The organism is Kitasatospora sp. NPDC092948 (assembly GCF_044754805.1).
In the GTDB taxonomy this organism is placed as follows: domain Bacteria; phylum Actinomycetota; class Actinomycetes; order Streptomycetales; family Streptomycetaceae; genus Kitasatospora.
In genome coordinates, this window is the sequence record NZ_JBIVPU010000009.1 from 82,300 (window position 1) to 99,403 (window position 17,104).

Below are 17,104 nucleotides of genomic sequence, written 5' to 3' on the forward strand. Positions count from 1 at the left end.
CCGTGCGCCTCGATAGGGTTGAAGAATGGACAACCCTGGAGGCGGTGTGCGGCAGTACCGGGCGATGGTGGCGGTGGGCGACTCGTTCACCGAGGGAATGTGCGACGACGTGCTGCCCGACGGGCAGTTCCGCGGTTGGGCGGACCGGGTCGCCGGCGTGCTGGCCGCCGAGCAGGAGGGCTTCCGGTACGCGAACCTGGCGGTGCGCGGCAAGCTGATCGGCCAGATCCGGGACGAGCAGGTGGACCTGGCGGCGGCCACCGACGCCGACCTGGTGACGCTCGCGGGCGGCCTGAACGACGTGCTGCGGCCGGGCTGCGACGTGGCCGAGGTGGAGCGGCGGCTCGGCGAGTGCGCCGCGGAACTCGTCGCCGAGGGCCGCACCGTGGTGCTGTTCACCTCCACCGACCCGACCCGGCGGATGGCCGGCAGCGCCCGGCTACTGCCCGCGATCCTGCGGATGAAGGCGTTCGTGGAACGGACGGTGCAGCAGAACCCGGGCCGCGCGGTACTGGTCGACCTGTTCTCCGCGCCGGCCTTCGACGACCGCCGGCTGTGGGCGGAGGACCGGCTGCACCTGTCGGCGGAGGGCCACCGCCGGGTCGCGCTGGCGGTGCTGGAGGCGCTCGGCCGCCCCGCGGAGGAGGACTGGCGGGCGCCGCTCGCCGAACCCGACGTCCGCACCCGGGGCGAGAAGCTGCGCGCGGACGCCCGCTGGCTGCGCACCCACGTCGGCCCGTGGATCGGACGGCGGCTGCGCGGCCGCTCCTCCGGCGACGGGCGCCCCGCCAAGCGCCCCGAGCTGCTGCCGTACCAGGTGTGACGGGGCACCGGCCGCGCGGCGAGGGGCGTCCTGTCGAACGCCTCCGCGCGCTGCCGCCGTACCGGATCTGACGGGGCGTCGGTCGGGTCGGACGGTCGGGCCGGCGGTGCCGTGTTGGCCGCGCCGCGCAGCGAGGTGCGTCCTGTCGAACGCCGCGCGCCGGCGCCGTGCCGGCCCTGGCGGCGGGTCAGTCGAGCCGGATGGTCAGGGCGATCGTTGCGTGCCGGCCGCGGCGCAGGATGCCGGCGAGCCGGGTGAGCCAGAAGAGCGCCCCGTACTTGCGGGCCAGCAGCCGCCGGTAGTGCATCGTGGTGGCGGCGTCGGCGACCTTCGCGGTGGCCGGCACGGACTCGCCGGCCGGGTTGCCGCGTACGTCGCACGGCCCGGCCAGGATGTCCGCGCGCTGCCGGATCCGCTTGACCTTCCACGAGTCGGCCGCGGTCCACACCCCGAGGGCGTCGCCGTCGCGGACCATCCACACCGGTGTCGGCACCCCGCTGCCGTCCTTGCGGTAGCTGGTGATCAGCAGGTACTTCCCGGCGGCGAGCCGGTCCAACTCGGTGTCGTCGGCCATGGCCGCGAGTGTACGGCCCGCCGACGGACCGTCAGACGGTGCCCACGGGGTCGGTGTCCGGCCGGGTCCCGGTGGACGCGGGGGCGGTGCTGCGCCGACGGCGGGCCGCGGACGGGACGGTGGCCCGCCACAGCCGTCCCGCCGACCACAGGCCGGCCGCCAGCAGCAGCCCGTTGCGGGCCACGATGACTGCGGTGGGCCGCCAGCCGCCGGCCACCGCCGCGTCGAAGAACAGCGGGAAGTCGACGGTGGTCAGGCCGACCACCGGGATCAGCAGCAGCGCCACCGGCCGCTGGCAGGTGCCCCGGACGGTCAGACAGACCGCGGCCAGCCCGATCAGCCAGATCAGGTACTGCGGGGAGATCACCCGGCTGGTCAGGGTGAACAGCAGCACCGCGCTGAGCGCCGCGTCGTACGGGGTGGCGGCCGTCCAGCGGCGGGCCCGCAGCCGCCACAGCAGCAGCCAGCCGAACGCGGCGACCGTCAGCAACAGCGACAGCTGGGACGCCCGGTGGACGTACGGGCCGAGGAACTCCATCGAGCCGTAGTGCTGCTCGACCCGGCCGGGCCAGCCGAACATCCGGGCCAGTTGGAAGGCGGTGCCGCCCAACGACTCGATCTCGACGCCGCGGTGGCGCTGCGCGTGCAGGAAGTCGAGGGCGTGGTCGAAGACCGCGGCCAGCGCCAGCAGCAGGGCGAGCGCGGCCACCACGGTGGACGTCCAGGCCTGGCGGGTGGTGCGGCCGCGCGGGGTGCCGAGCACGATCAGCGCCGGCCACACCTTGACCAGCGCGCCGATCCCGGCCAGCACCCCGGCCGGCCGGGGCCGGGCGGGCAGCAGGAGCAGCGAGAGCACCGCCAGCCCGGTGACCGCCAGGTCGTAGCGGCCGTACGGCAGGCCGAGCAGCAGCGGCAGGGTCAGCGCCCACAGCCACGCGCCGGACGTGGAGCGGCCGGGCCGGCCCAGCGAGACCCGCAGCAGCGCGCACTGGACCAGCGCGTCGGTGATCAGCATCAGCAGCCAGAACGCCTGGAGGTACGTCAGGAACGGCAGCAGGACGGGCCCGAGCATCGGCAGCGCCGCGCCCGGCGGGTACTGCCAGGCGACGTCGTCCACCGGGAACGAGCCGGTGCGCAGCACCTCGGCCCAGCCCCGGTAGAGCACGTCCACCTCGGTGGTGGACTCCGTCTTGCCGGAGCGGACCAGGCCGACCATCAGCAGCCGGCTGGCGATCCAGTACGCGGCCAGCGCGAGGACCTCGCGGGGCCAGGTCCTGGGGCGGGTCCAGCGGATCGGCCGGGCGGGGAGCTGCGCCACCGTGTCCTCCAGTGCGGTCGTGCTGAGGGGGCGAGCCGAGGCCAGGCCGCGGTGCGATCTAACTCATATCAGGCAAATCGGGCGGCGCTCGGAGGGCATCGGCGCGTGTCCGCGGATGTCCCCGGAACGCGCCACGCCCGGTTCCGCCGACCGGACCGCCGGAGAACGTCCGCCGGACCTGCCAGAATGCTCGGGCGAGAAGCGAAACCACCAGAAAGGGTGACCGGCATCGTGACCATGCCCGTCGAACGCAAGATCGCCGAGGAACTGGGCGTCCGCGAGAACCAGGTGCAGGCCGCCGTCGGCCTGCTCGACGGCGGAGCGACCGTCCCCTTCATCGCGCGGTACCGCAAGGAAGCCACCGGCGCCCTCGACGACACCCAGCTGCGCACCCTGGAGGAGCGGCTGCGCTACCTGCGCGAACTCGAGGAGCGCCGAAGCGCCGTGCTGGAGTCCATCGACTCCCAGGGCAAGCTGGACGACACGCTGCGCGCGCAGATCCTCGCCGCCGACTCCAAGGCCCGACTGGAGGACATCTACCTCCCGTACAAGCCCAAGCGGCGCACCAAGGCGCAGATCGCCCGCGAGGCCGGCCTCGAACCGCTGGCCGACACGCTGCTCGCCGACCCGACGCAGGACCCGGCCGCGCTCGCCGCCGGCTACGCGAACGAGCAGGTCGCCGACGCCGCCGCCGCGCTGGAGGGCGCCCGCGCCATCCTGGTCGAACGCTTCGGCGAGGACGCCGACCTGGTCGGCTCGCTGCGCGAACGGATGTGGACCCGCGGCCGGCTGGTCGCCAAGGTCCGCGACGGCAAGGACCAGGACGGCGCCAAGTTCGCCGACTACTTCGACTTCGCCGAGCCGTACACCAAGCTGCCCTCGCACCGGATCCTGGCGATGCTGCGCGGCGAGAAGGAAGAGGTCCTCGACCTCGAACTCTCCCCGTTCGACGGCGCCGAGGAGTCCGACCTGCCCGGCGCGAGCGACTACGAGCAGCGGATCTCCGCCCGGTTCGACATCGCCGACCGCGGCCGGCCCGCCGACAAGTGGCTCACCGACACCGTCCGCTGGGCCTGGCGCACCCGCATCCTGGTCCGGCTCGGCATCGACCTGCGCACCCGGCTGCGCGCCGAGGCCGAGGACGAGGCCGTCCGGGTCTTCGCCGCCAACCTGCGCGACCTGCTGCTCGCCGCCCCCGCCGGCACCCGCGCCACCATGGGCCTCGACCCGGGCTTCCGCACCGGCGTCAAGGTCGCCGTGGTCGACGCCACCGGCAAGGTCGTCGCGTACGAGACCATCTACCCGCACCAGCCCGCCAACAAGTGGGACGCGGCGCTCGCCGCACTGGCCCGGCTCGCCGCCGAGCACCAGGTGGACCTGGTCGCGATCGGCAACGGCACCGCCTCCCGGGAGACCGACCGCCTCGCCGTCGACCTGATCAAGCGTCACCCCGAGCTCGGCCTCACCAAGGTGATGGTCAGCGAGGCCGGCGCGTCCGTGTACTCTGCCTCCGCGTTCGCCGCCCAGGAACTGCCCGGCCTGGACGTCTCCATCCGCGGCGCGGTCTCCATCGCCCGCCGCCTCCAGGACCCGCTGGCCGAACTCGTCAAGATCGACCCCAAGTCGATCGGCGTCGGCCAGTACCAGCACGACCTGAGCGAACTCAAGCTCTCCCGCTCGCTGGACGCCGTGGTCGAGGACTGCGTCAACGCCGTCGGCGTGGACGTCAACACAGCCTCCGCGCCGCTGCTCACCCGGGTCTCCGGCATCACCGGCACGCTCGCCGACAACATCGTCGCGCACCGCGACGCGAACGGGCCGTTCCGGACCCGGCGCGCGCTCAAGGACGTCTCCCGGCTCGGCCCGAAGGCGTTCGAGCAGTGCGCGGGCTTCCTGCGCATCCCCGACGGCGACGACCCGCTGGACGCCTCCGCGGTGCACCCCGAGGCGTACCCCGTGGTCCGCCGGATCCTCGCCGCGACGGGCGGCGAGCTCCGTTCCCTGATCGGCAACGGCGCGGCGCTGCGGGCGCTGCGGCCCGGCGACTTCGCGGACGACACCTTCGGCGTGCCGACCGTCACCGACATCCTCGGCGAACTCGACAAGCCCGGCCGCGACCCGCGGCCCGCGTTCCAGACCGCGACCTTCAAGGACGGCGTGGAGAAGATCTCCGACCTGGAGGTCGGCATGATCCTGGAAGGCGTGGTCACCAACGTCGCCGCGTTCGGCGCCTTCGTCGACATCGGCGTCCACCAGGACGGCCTGGTGCACGTCTCCGCGCTCTCCAAGAACTTCGTCAAGGACCCGCGCGAGGTGGTCAAGCCCGGCGACATCGTCCGCGCCAAGGTCACCGCCGTCGACGTCCAGCGCAAGCGCATCGGCCTCACCCTCCGCCTCGACGACGAGACCCGGCCTGCCGCCGGCCCCCGGGAACCCGGCTCCCGCCGCGACCCCCGCCCCCCGCGCCAGGACCGCCGCAGCGACCGCACCCCGCCGCCCCCCGCCAACTCCGCCATGGCCGACGCCCTCCGCCGCGCGGGCCTGGGCAAGTAGCGCCGCCGTCGGTGCCCGGAGAGGGCAGGACATCCGGGCACCGGCCGCCTGTTGCACACATGTCGAGCAAGGGGCGGTGGGGCGACGCGTCCCGCACCTCCGCCGTTCCGGTCGACGGGTGTACCGCGCTGGTCGCGCACCGGGAACCCTGACGGCCCGTCGGGTGCGGGCGGTCGCGCGAGTCCGTCCGTTCAGGGGGCGGTCACCCCGCGGCGCGGGACTCGGTGGCGAGGGCGACGAGCTCGGGCCACCAGGGTTCGCGGTGGCGGGTGAGGAGGTGTTGGGCCTCCAGGGGAGTGGTGAGGCGGACTTCGAGGACCTGTTCGCCGTCGGCGGGGTTGGTGGGGGCGGAGTCGACCAGGACTTCGGCCCAGCCCCAGAGCCAGGCCTTGACGGGGTGGGGCTGCCAGGGGCGGTAGGGGACGGGGCCCTCGGAGACGGCGAGGTGGTGGCCGATCCAGGTCGGGGGGCCGACGAGGCGGGCCCCGGCCTCTTCGCGCAGTTCGCGGGAGAGGCAGGTGTCGATGCTCTCGGCGGCCTCGCGGGTGCCGCCGGGGAGGAACCAGTGGCCGCGGACGTCGCGGCAGAGGACCACCCGGCCCTCGGTGAAACCCACCAGGTGGATGTTGGTGACCAGTTCGTCCGGTGGCAGTTCCGTGGTGAACTGCGCGTCGATGCCGCCCCACTCCCAGCGCTGGGGTGCGTGGAGGGCCGGGTACCTGGCTGCGATCGCGGCTCTGTCGTCTGTTCTGCGCGTCGTGTCCGTCATCGATCGATCGTAGTCCTGGGCGGGCAGAACGGGACCCGAGGGGTCAATCAATCGGACGGAACGTCACCCTCCGGTGGGCGCACGTCAATTCACCGCACCGGGAGGTCACCCGTTGGTGGCCTCCCGGTCGCCGTGGCGGCGGGCGGACGCGCCCACCGCGCCGGTCACTCCAGGACGGTCGCCGACTCCCGGGCCGCCGCGCGGACTTCCGCGTCGGGGTGGGCGCGCAGCGCGGCCAGCACGGCGGGCCAGTCGCCGGTCCAGACGCTGCGGGCCCCGAGCCGGGCGGTGAGGGCGGCGGCCAGCAGGCCCGGGACGATCGCGCCGTCGGCGGCCAGGGCGTGGACCTGGCCGGCGGCCGTGACGTCGGCGTCCGCCGGGTGCGGGTGCGGGCCGGCGAGGGTCTCGGCGAGGTCGTGGGCGAGGCGGGCGGCCAGGACGGGGCGGTCGGCGAGGGCGTCGGCCAGCCGGGCCAGGTCGGCGTCGAATCCGGGGCTGCCGGGTGCGCTGGCGGCCCGCGCCAGCAGAGTCGCCCGGAGGTCCAACAGGTCGTCGTGGTCGGCGAGTTGATCGGCCTGGGCGAGCAGCGCGGGGCGGCACAGCCGCTGCCGGGGGTGGTCGGTGAGAACGGCGATGCGCTGCCGGGCGGGCAGGTCGCGGCCCGGCGGTTGCGCGGTCTCGGCGGCCAGCAGCCCGGCCAGCGCCCGGTGGGCGAGGCTGCCCTCGGCGGCGCCGCCGGTCGGGTGGGCGACCCGGGAGACGGCCAGGGTGCGCAGCGCCAGCGCGGCCGGCCGCCAGGTGCGCCGGTTGTCGAGGTCGGTGACCAGCCCGGGCAGGACGTCGGCGGCGTCCGGCACGTACCGGGCCCACTGCGGCAGCGCACGGATCGCGGCCCCGGCCGCCGCCAGGTCCTCGGCGGAGTCGGCGCGGACGGCCACCTCGGACACCAGCCGGGCGTAGCGCGGTCGGTGACGGTCGGTCAGCAGCTGGGGGGAGGTGGCCAGGACGGCCTCGCGGACCTGCGGGTGCGGGTCGGCGGCGGCCTCGGCGAGCAGCGTCCAGACCGCCTCGGCGTCCAGTAGCCCGGCGCACCGTCCGACGGCGGCGGCCCGGACGTCCGGGTGCTGGCCGGGTACGTGAAAGGCCGCGGCGAGGATTTCGGCGGCCTGCGCGGCGGGCAGGAAGCGGGCGGCCAGCCGGACCGCCTCCTTGCGGGCGGTGACCTTCGTGCCGTCCGGCCGGGCGGCGAGTCCGGCCAGCAGGGCGGCCAGCCGGTCCGGGGAGGCGTGCCGGGCGGCGCGGCCGGCGGCGTACAGCGCGACCCGGGCCCGGTCGTCGCCGACGTGCTCCAGCAGCAGGGGCAGGGCGGCGGCCGGGTCGTCCGTCCAGGGGAGTGCGGCGAGCGCGGCCTCGGCGAGCAGCACGTCCGGGTCGGCGAGGTGGCGGTCGATCAACTTCCGTCCGTGCGACGGGAGCTGGGCGGCCGCCCGGATCGCGCCGACCCGGGCTTCGCGGGGGCGGTCGAGGTCCTCGGCGGCCGCCGCGAGCAGCTCGGCGGCGCGGGCCGTCTGGCGGGGCAGCCAGCGGCTCGCGTGCCGGGTCGGCGGCAGCGGACGCGGCCGGCCGGCCGGCCGGAACCGCCCGGTCGGGGCGGGCTCGGCCAGCAGCGTGGTGTCGAGCAGGTCGGTGCGGACGGTGCACAGGTGGTGCCGGACGGGCTCGTAGAACGCCGCCGACCGGTCGAGCCCGAGCGCCGTCAGCACCTTGGCGGTGCGGCCCCGGCGCGGTGCCAGCCAGAGCCGCAGCGCCTCGGTGAACTCCCCGGCGGGTGCGTCGGCGAGGGCCCGGCCGAGCCGCTCGTCGACCTCCGGGAGCAGCTCGGCGCGCGGGCCGAGCAGCCGGACCAGGGTGAACAGCAGCTGGTGCCCCTGGGCGCGGTCCAGCGCGGGGCGCAGCGCTTCGAGCACCTGCTGCTCCTGGCCGCGGCGCAGCCGTCCGGCCAGCGAGGGGAGGCTCAGGACGCCGGTGCGGTCGACGAGTTGCTCCAGCGTGGCGAGCGACCAGGCGAGCAGCGCGGGCCGGTCGCCGGCGGGGTGGGCGGCGAGGACGGCGAGCATCGTGCGGGACAGGCCGTACTGGGTGGTGCGGGAGCAGTCGCGGGCGGCGAGCGTCTCGGCGGTGAGGGCGGTGAGGGCGTCGGCGTGGGCGTCCTCGAAGCGGTGGGCGGGGAAGCCGGCGAGCGCGTTCAGGGCGGCGCTGCGAACCGGGTCCTGCTCGTTGCGCAGGCGGCCGAGGGCGGCGAGCAGCCGGCCGGGGGCGGTCGGGCGGGGGTCGTCGGTGGCGACGGCGGCCAGCCGGTGCCAGGCGCCCATGCGCAGCGCCGGGTCGGGCCGCCGGGTGACGGGCAGCAGGGCGTCCCACGCCTCGTCGGGCGGCAGCAGCGGCGTCAGGTACTCGACCTGCTGCTCGGTCAGACCGCGGGCGAGTTCCTCGGTCCGCAGCCGGCGGGCCTCGGCGTACCGGCGCTCGCGGGGCAGCAGACGCAGCATCCGATCCGTCAACAGGCTGGCGGGCAGCGGCAGTCCGCCGCCGGCGGCGTCCAGGAACGCGGTGCGGCGGGACGGCGGCAGAGCGCGCAGCAGGGTGGTGAAGCGGTCGGCGTGGGGCAGCCAGCGGCGGCCGAGCGCGGGCAGCGACGGCGGGTCGGCGCGGACGATCAGGGCCAGCGCGGCGCGGCCCGGCAGCTGCTCCCAGCCGGCGGTCTCGCGGGCCGGGTCGGCCAGCACGGCGGTGGCGCGTTCGGCGTCCACCCGCACCAGCGGGCCGAACTCGGCGACCAGGGACGGGTCGAGCCGGGGCGGGCGGTGGCGTTCCAGCAGGTCGAGGACGCGGGCGGGGCGCAGCGGCAGCACGGCCACCAGCGGCCGGGAGAGCTCCGCCCAGCCGTCGGAGCCCCGGACGGTGAACTCCCGCTCCAGGTGGTCGACCACCGGGTCGGGGTGGTGCTCGGCCAGCCGCGACCAGGAGCCCACGGCGAACGCCAGTCCGGGCAGTTCGTCGGCCACCGTCTCCGGCGGGCAGAACGGCAGCAGCAGTGCGGCCTCCGCCGCGCCCCAGTGGTCCCGGGCGGCCGTGAACAGCCGGGCGGCGAGCGCCGGGCGGGGGTTGCGGGTGAGCTGTCGGCGCAGGGCGCGCCGTTCCACGGCCGAGCCGTGGGCGTACGCGGCGAGCACCGCCTCGTCGGGTATCGGCAGGGTGCCGAGCGCCCGGATCGCCCGGCCGCGGACCTCCGCGTCCGGGTCGGTGAGCCACCGGCCGAGCAGGTCGGTCCGGCCGGTCAGCACGGCGGCGAACGCGGCCAGCCGCCGCTGGTGCCAGTCGCCGGCGGCGAGTTCGGCGATCAGCCGGTCGGCGTCGGCGGGCCGCGCGCCCCGGACGGTGCGGACGAACAGCGCGGTGCGCTCCGGGTAGGGGAGCGGGTCCATCGCGGTGAGCAGCGGGGCGGTGTCGAGCGGGTCCATGCGGGCCATTCTCACCGGCCGGGCGGCAGTGATCGAACGGGTTTCCGCACGGCCGCGCGCCGGTGGGGCATTGCCCCACCGGCGCGTCGGCGCTGTGGTCAGGCGCGGACCAGGTTCTTGCCGGCGTCGCGGGCGGCGTCCAGGGCCTGGGTGTGGTACTCGGCGGCCAGGTCGCGCAGGCTCTCCATCGCCGGGTTGACGCCGGCGAGGGTCAGCTCGCGGCGGACCACGGTCAGGTCGGCGCCCCAGACGTCGCGCAGGATGCGCTCCAGGTACGGGGTGGAGTGGTCCCAGCCCTCGCGCGGGGTGCCGGGGGCGAAGCCGCCGCCGAGCGAGGTGACCAGCACGACCGGCTTGTCCTTGAGCAGCTGGTCGGACGGACCGGCGTTGGCGATCACCACGTCGACCCAGGTCTTGAAGTGCTGCGAGACGCCCCAGTTGTACAGCGGCACGGCGATGACTGCGGCGTCGGCGGCGCGCAGTTCGTCGGCGAGGGTGGCGGCCAGCGCGGAGGCGGCGCGGTGCTCGTCGGTGTGCTGCTCCGCGGGGACGAAGCCGGCCAGCGTGGCGTGGGTCCAGGTGTCGCCGGGCAGCGGCTCGGCGCCCAGGTGGCGGCGGGTGACGGTGCCCTCGGGGTGGGCGGCGGTCCATTCCGCCTCGGCGGCGTCGGCCAGCTCGGAGCTGGTCGAGTTGGCGGGGAAGATGCTGGTGTCCAGACGGAACAGGTGCATGGCGGTTCTCCTCGGGTTCCGGCCCGCCGGGGAAGCGGCGGCCGTGGGGGCACGGCAGGGCGGCGGGTGCGACCCGGTGGGTGCCGCACTCGGTCGAAGCGGACTTTACCCCGGTTCGATGAAACGGACTTTACCCCGTTTCGCTCGGAAGGTAAATTGGCCACCATGGACGTCCCCTTCGGCAAACCCCCGGTCGAGCGTGCGGACGCGGCCCGCAACCGCGAGGCCCTGCTGTGTACGGCCCGCGCGATGATCGCCGAGCTCGGCACCGAGAGAGTCACCATGGACGGCCTCGCCGAACGGGCGGGCCTGGGCAAGGGCACCGTCTTCCGCCGCTTCGGCACCCGGGCCGGCATCTTCCGCGCGCTGCTGGACGCCGAGGAGAAGTGCTTCCAGGCCCAGGTGCTGTCCGGCGAGCCGCCGCTCGGCCCCGGCGCCGACCCGGTCGACCGACTGATCGCCTACGGCCGCGAGCGGACCCTGTTCCTGCTGGCGCGGCAGGACATCGCACGCGCCGCGATCGAGCGCAAGGGCCCCGTCACCACCGGCGCGCCGGTGTTCACCCAGCCGCACATCCGCATGCTGCTGGGGCAGGCCTCGCTCGGCCTGCGCGACCTGGACACCCTCGCCTTCCAGCTCACCAGCGCCCTCGAAGGCCCCCCGCTGGTCGTCCTGGGGATGGACCCGTCCACCGCGGAGCAGCGCGCCGAGCGCTGCGAGGGCGACCTCGGCACGGCGCTCGCGGACAGCTGGCAGGCCCTGGTCGAGCGGCTCGCCCGCCGCTGACCGCTGCGCGCGGGGCGACCGGGGTGCAGTGGGGTGCCTGGGGTGCGCGGGGCGGGGCTGCGGGGCACGGGCGTCGACGGGAGCGGTGGGTGCGGCCGGCAGGTGTCGGTCGATGTCGCTGGGAAAACGCGAACGGGGACGGCCGCCGTCCGTCCCCGCCTCAGTGCTGCCGATCGATCGTCAGGAGCCCGTCACCCAGATCATCTTGCGGCCGGTCTCGGCCGGTGCGGTCGGTGTCGCCGCGTCGATCCGGTCCAGCGTGTAGCCGAGCTTGCGCGGCACGGCGGCGCTCGCGGCGTTCGACTCGTCGCAGTGGATCTCCGCCCGGGTGATGCCCGGCAGGGCGAGGGCCGCCCCGGTGAGGGCGCGGGCGGCGGCGGTGGCCAGGCCGCGGCCGGTGTGCTCGCGGTGCACCCAGTAGCCGATCTCCAGCGCGCCCGGGCCGATCCGGCCGTGCAGGCCGAACCCGCCGATCACGACGGCCGGTTCGGCGTCCAGGCCGAGCAGGTACATGAAGTCGGTGCCCTCGTCCCAGACCTGCTCGCCGCGCACCGAGAGCTGCTCGCTCTCCGGCAGCGTCGGCGCGATGGCGGCCCAGGCCATGTACGGGCGAAGGTGGTCGAGGTTGGCGAGCACCGCGGCGTTCAGCGCGGCGGCGTCCGCCAGTCGGCGGCGGCGCAGGTGGGCGCCGCCGCCGAGCGGCAGCAGTTCGGGCGGTCGGCCCGGGGTCGGCGGTCGCACCGTGGTGTCAGGTGCGTCGGTGGAGTGGCTCATGATCGGGAGTATGGGCCATGCCCGACCGCGCCCACCAGCGGGTATTCCGTACCCTCACGGCTCGTTCACGGCCCGGGCCGGGGCGGGGTCGCCCGCGCCGGAGCGACACCCGTTCCGCGCGCCGGAGCGCCGCCCCGTCCCGCACGCTGCCCGACGGAGCCCCGCCCGTTGCCCGACGGGCCGCCGTGCGTTGTCCGACGGAGCCCCGCCCGTTGCCCGACGGGCCGTCAGAGCCGTACCAGCACCTCGTCCAGCGGCTTGCGCTCCAGGTCCGGCACCCGGGCGTCGTCCGCCGGGTAGCCGACCGGGATCACGTACGCGGCGCGTTCCTCCTGCGGGCGTTCGCAGATCTCGTTCAGGAAGCGCATCGGGCTCGGCGTGTGCGTCAGGGTGGCCAGGCCCGCCTGGTGCAGCGACGCCAGCAGCAGGCCGACGGCGATGCCCACGCTCTCCTTGGTGTAGTAGGGGCGCGGCGAGTTGGGGCCCTTGTGCACCTCGAAGACCACGATCACCGCGGGCGCGTCCTCCAGGAACGGCTTGCGCCAGTCGGTGCCGATCGGGGCCAGCGCCGCCAGCCACTCCTCGGACGCCCGGTGCCCGTAGAACTCCCGCTCCTCCGCCTCGGCGGCCTCCCGCAGCCGCCGCTTGCGCTCCGGATCGGTCACCACCACGAACCGCCACGGCTGCACGTGCGCGCCGCTGGGCGCGGTCGCCGCCGTGCGGATCGCCCACTCCAGCACGCCCTCGGGCAGCGGACGGGTCGAGTAGTCGCGGACGGTGCGGCGCTGTGCCATCACCTCGTGGAAGCCACGGCAGCGGTCCGCCGCCTCGTGGACGGGCACGCTCATCGGACGCAGCGGCACCGTCGGGAAGGACGGCGCTTCGGTGCTGGATGCACTGTCAACCATGGGCGACAGCACAGCACATGGCGGGTGCCGAGTGGAAGACTTGACCTTGCCAGGACTTGCCGGTCAGGCCTCGCGCACCCGTCCGTCCGCGACCACCAGCCGCCGGTTCACCTGCACCGTGTCCAGCATCCGCCGGTCGTGGGTGACCAGCAGCAGGGTGCCGGTGTAGGAGGCCAGCGCCGACTCCAACTGCTCGATCGCCGGCAGGTCCAGGTGGTTGGTCGGCTCGTCCAGCACCAGCAGGTTCACCCCGCGGGCCTGCAACAGCGCCAGCGCCGCCCGGGTCCGCTCGCCCGGCGACAGCGTCGCGGCGGGCCGCAGCACGTGCACCGCCTTCAGGCCGAACTTGGCCAGCAGGGTGCGGACGTCCTCCGGGTTCAGGTCCGGCACGGCCGCGGCGAACGCCTCCAGCAGCGGGCGTTCCGCGTCGCCGCCGAACAGGTGGCCGCGGGCCTGCTCGACCTCGCCGATCTGCACGCCCGAACCGAGCGCCGCACTGCCGGAGTCCAGCTCCAGCCGGCCCAGCAGCGCCGCCAGCAGCGTCGACTTGCCCGCACCGTTCGCACCGGTGATCGCCACCCGGTCCGCCCAGTCGATCTGCAGGTCCACCGGGCCGAACGCGAAATCACCGCGCTTGACGGCAGCCTGACGGAGCGTCGCCACCACCGAGCCGGAGCGCGGCGCGGGGGCGATCTCCATCCGCAGCTCCCACTCCTTGCGGGGCTCCTCCACCACGTCCAGGCGCTCGATCATCCGCTGCGTCTGCCGGGCCTTCGCGGCCTGCTTCTCGGTCGACTCGGCACGCTGCGCGCGGGCCTTCTTGTCGTTGTCGCCGCCCTTGCGCCGGGCGTTGCGGACGCCGTTCTCCATCCAGTTGCGCTGCATCTGGGCGCGCGCCTCCAGGCCCGCCTTGGTGTCCGCGTAGTCCTCGTACTGCTCGCGGGCGTGCCGGCGGGAGATCGCCCGCTCCTCCAGGTACGACTCGTAGCCGCCGCCGTACAGGTTCACCTGGTGCTGGTGCAGGTCCAGCTCCAGCACCCTGGTCACGGTGCGGGCCAGGAACTCGCGGTCGTGGCTGATCAGCACGGTGCCCGCGCGCAGGCCCTTGACGAACGACTCCAGGCGCTCCAGGCCGTCCAGGTCCAGGTCGTTGGTGGGCTCGTCGAGCAGGAACACGTCGTAGCGGGACAGCAGCAGCGAGGCCAGGCCCGCGCGGGCCGCCTGGCCGCCGGACAGCGCCGTCATCGGCAGGTCCAGCGACACCTTCAGGCCCAGCTGGTCGGCGACCTCCTCGGCCCGTTCCTCCAGGTCCGCGCCGCCCAGGTCCAGCCAGCGGTCCAGGCTCACCGCGTACGCGTCGTCCGCGCCCGGGCGGCCCTCCACCAGGCCCTCGGTCGCCTCGTCCAGCGCGGCCTGCGCCGCCGCGACACCGGTCCGGCGGGCCAGGAAGTCGCGCACCGACTCGCCCTCCCGCCGCTCCGGCTCCTGCGGCAGGTGCCCGACGTTCGCGGTCGGCGGGCTCAGCTTCAGGCTGCCGCCCTCCGGCGCGTCCAGCCCGGCCAGCAGCCGCAGCAGCGTGGACTTGCCCGCGCCGTTCACCCCGACCAGCCCGATCACGTCCCCGGGGGCGACGACCAGGTCGAGCCCGGAGAACAGCGTGCGCTCACCGTGGCCGGCGGCGAGGTCCTTGACGACGAGAGTGGCAGTCATGATGAGTCGATTTTAGACGGCGGCCGAAGTACTCCCGACGGCCGCCGGGGGAGGGCCCGCCACCGGCCGGGACGGCGCCGGTCGGGACGGCGCCGGTCGGGACGGCGGCGACCGGGACGGCACCGGGGACGGCCCGCCACCGGCAGGGGAGGCGGCGGGCCCTCCGGGCGTGGGGCCGGACTCCCCGCGTGTGCCGGGACCCGTTAGGAGGCGCGGCCGGTCAGCTCGGTGATGGTGGCGCCGAGGTCGCACCACACGGTGGAGGTGCCGCCGGTCTCCACCCGGTTCCCGTAGTGGGTGTAGTTGCCGTAGCCGGGCTTGTAGCAGGTGGCCATGGCGACGAACGCCCCGCCGGTGCAGCGGAGGGACCCGCCCGCGTGTCCGGCGCTGCCGGTGAAGTACTGCTTGTTGCCGCAGGACAGCGTCGCCGCACCGGCGTCGGCCGACGAGACGCCGATCAGGCCCGCGGCGGCCAGGACGCCCGCCGCGAGGGTCATCGCGGTGATCCGAGTACGCATTCCCACCTCCGATTGGTGACCTTCTGGTCGAATGCGGCCAACGCTAGGCATACCGGTCGGGCTCGGACCACGGCGTGTTCCCCGTGGCGGTTGGCTCCCCGCGCCCGCCACGGCGGCGCGCGGGCGACACGCGCCGGTCCGTGCCCCCAGGCCACCCGGCCTCGATGCCGGGGCTCGATGCCGGGGCTCGAAGAGGGCAGGACTTAATTCCGTTGCACGGCCGGGCGGGGGTTCCGTACGCTCGGAGGCGTCACATTCCCGCATGTCTGGAGAAGGCCGTTGCTTGTCTGAGGTCATGAGACACCGCGCCACGCCACACCCGTGCTGTTTCCGGGTTTCTCGGCGTGCGGACGCGAGTGCGACCTCGGCAGGGCAGCGATCCATGGCTCCCGTGCGGGTTTTCTGTTTCCCGTGACGGCCCTTCTCGCAGCCGCGTCCTCGGTGTCTCCCCGTGTTGTCCCCTTTTCCACGGCAACTGACGGAGGCCCTCCATGGCGCAACCCACCACCTCGATCCTCTGCACCGACCTCGGCTTCGAATGGCCCGACGGCCGCCCCGTGCTGAGCGGTTTCCACCTCGCGGTCGGCCCCGGCCGGACGGGGCTGGTCGGCCTGAACGGCGCCGGCAAGTCCACCCTGCTGCGGCTGATCGCGGGCGAGCTCACCCCGGTCTCCGGCACCGTCCGGATCGCCGGCGAACTCGGCTACCTGCCACAGGACCTGACGGTCGCTTCGGACCGGCGGGTGGACGAGACGCTCGGCATCCGAGCCACCCGCGAAGCCCTGCACGCCATCGAGTCGGGAGACGTCGACGAGCGGCACTTCACCGCCGTCGGCGACGACTGGGACGTCGAGGAGCGCGCCCGCGCCACCCTCGACCGCCTCGGCCTGACGGGGCTCCGGCTCGACCGCACCACCGGCGAACTCTCCGGCGGCCAGGCCGTCCTGCTGCACCTCGCCGCGCTGCTGCTGCGCCGCCCCGACGTGCTGCTGCTCGACGAGCCGACCAACAATCTGGACGCCCAGGCCCGGGCCCGGCTGTACGACGCGGTGGCCGCCTTCCCCGGCGTGCTGCTGGTGGTCAGCCACGACCGGGAGCTGCTGGACCGGGTCGACCAGATCGCCGACCTGCGGGACGGCGAAGTCACCTGGTACGGCGGCAACTTCAGCGCCTACCAGGAGGCCCTGGCGGCCGAGCAGGACAGCGCCGAACGCCTGGTCCGCAACGCCGAGGCCGACGTGAAGCGGCAGAAGCGGGATCTGGTCGAGGCCACCCAGCGGCTCGCCAAGTCCGCCGCCTACGGCAGACAGCGCTCGGTGCGGCGCAACGACCCCAAGGCCCTCGCCGACAAGCTCCAGGGCAAGGGCGAGGAGACCGCCGGCCGGCTGCGCGGCATGCACACCGAACGCCTCAACGAGGCCAAGGAACGCCTCGCCACCGCCGAGGAGGCCGTGCGGGACGACGCGGAGATCCGCATCGACCTGCCCCGCACCGCCGTCCCCGCCGGGCGCAGCGTGCTGCAGCTCGAACGCGTCCGGTTGGCGTACGGCGGCACGGTCGATCTGGAGCTGCGCGGCCCCGAGCGGGTCGCGCTGATCGGCCGCAACGGCTCCGGCAAGACCACGCTGCTGCGCACCGTCGCCGGTGAACTCGCCCCCGCCGAGGGCATGATCACCACGCCGGTGCCGCTGCGGTACCTGCCGCAGCGCCTCGACGTGCTGGACGACGGCGCCACCGTCTTCCAGAACGTCAAGGCGCACGCGCCCGCCGCCACGGACAACGACGTCCGGGCCCGGCTGGCCCGGTTCCTGTTCCGCGGGGCGCGGGCCGACCAGCAGGCCGGCACGCTCTCCGGCGGCGAGCGCTTCCGGGCGACGCTGGCGGCCCTGCTGCTGGCCGACCCGCCGCCGCAGCTGCTGCTGCTCGACGAGCCGACCAACAACCTGGATCTGGCCAGCGTCCGCCAGCTCACCCAGGCCCTCGCGGGCTACCGGGGCACGCTGCTCGTCGCCAGCCACGACTATCCGTTCCTGCGGGAGATCGGCATCACCCGCTGGCTGGAGTGGGACGGAGGTGAGCTGCGCGCGGTGGACCCGCAGTGACCTGCCGGCCGGCGGGT

At 75.0% G+C, this 17,104-nt stretch carries 13 protein-coding genes; 4 read left to right on the forward strand and 9 right to left on the reverse strand.

All coding sequences use genetic code 11. From position 1 onward, the window contains the following. Positions 1-25 precede the first annotated feature (25 nt). Positions 26-823: an SGNH/GDSL hydrolase family protein gene (locus ACIQF6_RS24575; protein WP_400898497.1), complete on the forward strand. Its 798-nt coding sequence runs from the start codon at positions 26-28 to the stop codon at positions 821-823. A gap of 187 nt (positions 824-1,010) precedes the next feature. Here the strand turns inward: ACIQF6_RS24575 and ACIQF6_RS24580 are convergent, their stop codons facing one another. Both ACIQF6_RS24580 and ACIQF6_RS24585 read right to left on the reverse strand, forming a co-directional pair. Beyond that, positions 1,011-1,397: a PPOX class F420-dependent oxidoreductase gene (locus ACIQF6_RS24580; RefSeq protein ID WP_400898499.1), complete on the reverse strand. Its 387-nt coding sequence runs from the start codon at positions 1,395-1,397 to the stop codon at positions 1,011-1,013. A 31-nt stretch (positions 1,398-1,428) separates the two neighbouring features. Continuing rightward, positions 1,429-2,715, reverse strand: a complete 1,287-nt coding sequence (locus tag ACIQF6_RS24585; protein WP_400898501.1) for a glycosyltransferase 87 family protein — start codon at positions 2,713-2,715, stop codon at positions 1,429-1,431. 237 nt (positions 2,716-2,952) lie between these two features. Here ACIQF6_RS24585 and ACIQF6_RS24590 point away from each other — a divergent pair, with 237 nt between their 5' ends. Further along, complete coding sequence (locus ACIQF6_RS24590) at positions 2,953-5,268, forward strand: Tex family protein (protein ID WP_400898855.1); 2,316 nt, start codon at positions 2,953-2,955, stop codon at positions 5,266-5,268. 202 nt (positions 5,269-5,470) lie between these two features. Here the strand turns inward: ACIQF6_RS24590 and ACIQF6_RS24595 are convergent, their stop codons facing one another. The 3 genes from ACIQF6_RS24595 to ACIQF6_RS24605 all read right to left on the reverse strand — a co-directional run bounded on the left by ACIQF6_RS24595 (position 5,471) and on the right by ACIQF6_RS24605 (position 10,289). Further along, on the reverse strand, positions 5,471-6,037 hold the full coding sequence (locus ACIQF6_RS24595) for an NUDIX domain-containing protein (protein WP_400898503.1): 567 nt from the start codon (positions 6,035-6,037) through the stop codon (positions 5,471-5,473). Positions 6,038-6,201: 164 nt separating this feature from the next. Continuing rightward, positions 6,202-9,558, reverse strand: coding sequence for a hypothetical protein (locus ACIQF6_RS24600; RefSeq protein ID WP_400898505.1), 3,357 nt, complete (start codon positions 9,556-9,558; stop codon positions 6,202-6,204). Between the two features lie 98 nt (positions 9,559-9,656). Beyond that, positions 9,657-10,289: an FMN-dependent NADH-azoreductase gene (locus ACIQF6_RS24605; RefSeq protein ID WP_400898507.1), complete on the reverse strand. Its 633-nt coding sequence runs from the start codon at positions 10,287-10,289 to the stop codon at positions 9,657-9,659. A 165-nt stretch (positions 10,290-10,454) separates the two neighbouring features. On the opposite strand from ACIQF6_RS24605, the gene ACIQF6_RS24610 reads away from it, so the two are divergent. Continuing rightward, positions 10,455-11,075 carry a TetR/AcrR family transcriptional regulator gene (locus ACIQF6_RS24610; protein ID WP_400898509.1) on the forward strand — a complete coding sequence of 207 codons (621 nt, stop codon included), beginning with the start codon at positions 10,455-10,457 and terminating at the stop codon, positions 11,073-11,075. 180 nt (positions 11,076-11,255) lie between these two features. On the opposite strand, the gene ACIQF6_RS24615 is transcribed toward ACIQF6_RS24610, so the two are convergent. From ACIQF6_RS24615 to ACIQF6_RS24630, 4 genes are all read right to left on the reverse strand, one after another. Further along, positions 11,256-11,849 (reverse strand): GNAT family N-acetyltransferase, encoded by a 594-nt coding sequence (locus tag ACIQF6_RS24615; RefSeq protein WP_400898511.1) that lies wholly within the window; start codon positions 11,847-11,849, stop codon positions 11,256-11,258. A 227-nt stretch (positions 11,850-12,076) separates the two neighbouring features. Next, the gene (locus ACIQF6_RS24620) at positions 12,077-12,757 is read right to left on the reverse strand and encodes a nitroreductase family protein (protein ID WP_400898513.1); all 681 of its coding nucleotides are present in this window, start codon (positions 12,755-12,757) and stop codon (positions 12,077-12,079) included. 63 nt (positions 12,758-12,820) lie between these two features. Next, the gene (locus tag ACIQF6_RS24625) at positions 12,821-14,467 is read right to left on the reverse strand and encodes an ABC-F family ATP-binding cassette domain-containing protein (protein ID WP_400898515.1); all 1,647 of its coding nucleotides are present in this window, start codon (positions 14,465-14,467) and stop codon (positions 12,821-12,823) included. 203 nt (positions 14,468-14,670) lie between these two features. Continuing rightward, a complete protein-coding gene (locus tag ACIQF6_RS24630) occupies positions 14,671-14,985 on the reverse strand; it encodes a hypothetical protein (RefSeq protein WP_400898517.1) in 315 nt (104 codons plus the stop codon). A gap of 491 nt (positions 14,986-15,476) precedes the next feature. Between ACIQF6_RS24630 and ACIQF6_RS24635 the strand changes: the two genes are divergently transcribed. Then, positions 15,477-17,087, forward strand: coding sequence for an ABC-F family ATP-binding cassette domain-containing protein (locus tag ACIQF6_RS24635; protein ID WP_400898519.1), 1,611 nt, complete (start codon positions 15,477-15,479; stop codon positions 17,085-17,087). Positions 17,088-17,104: the final 17 nt, after the last annotated feature.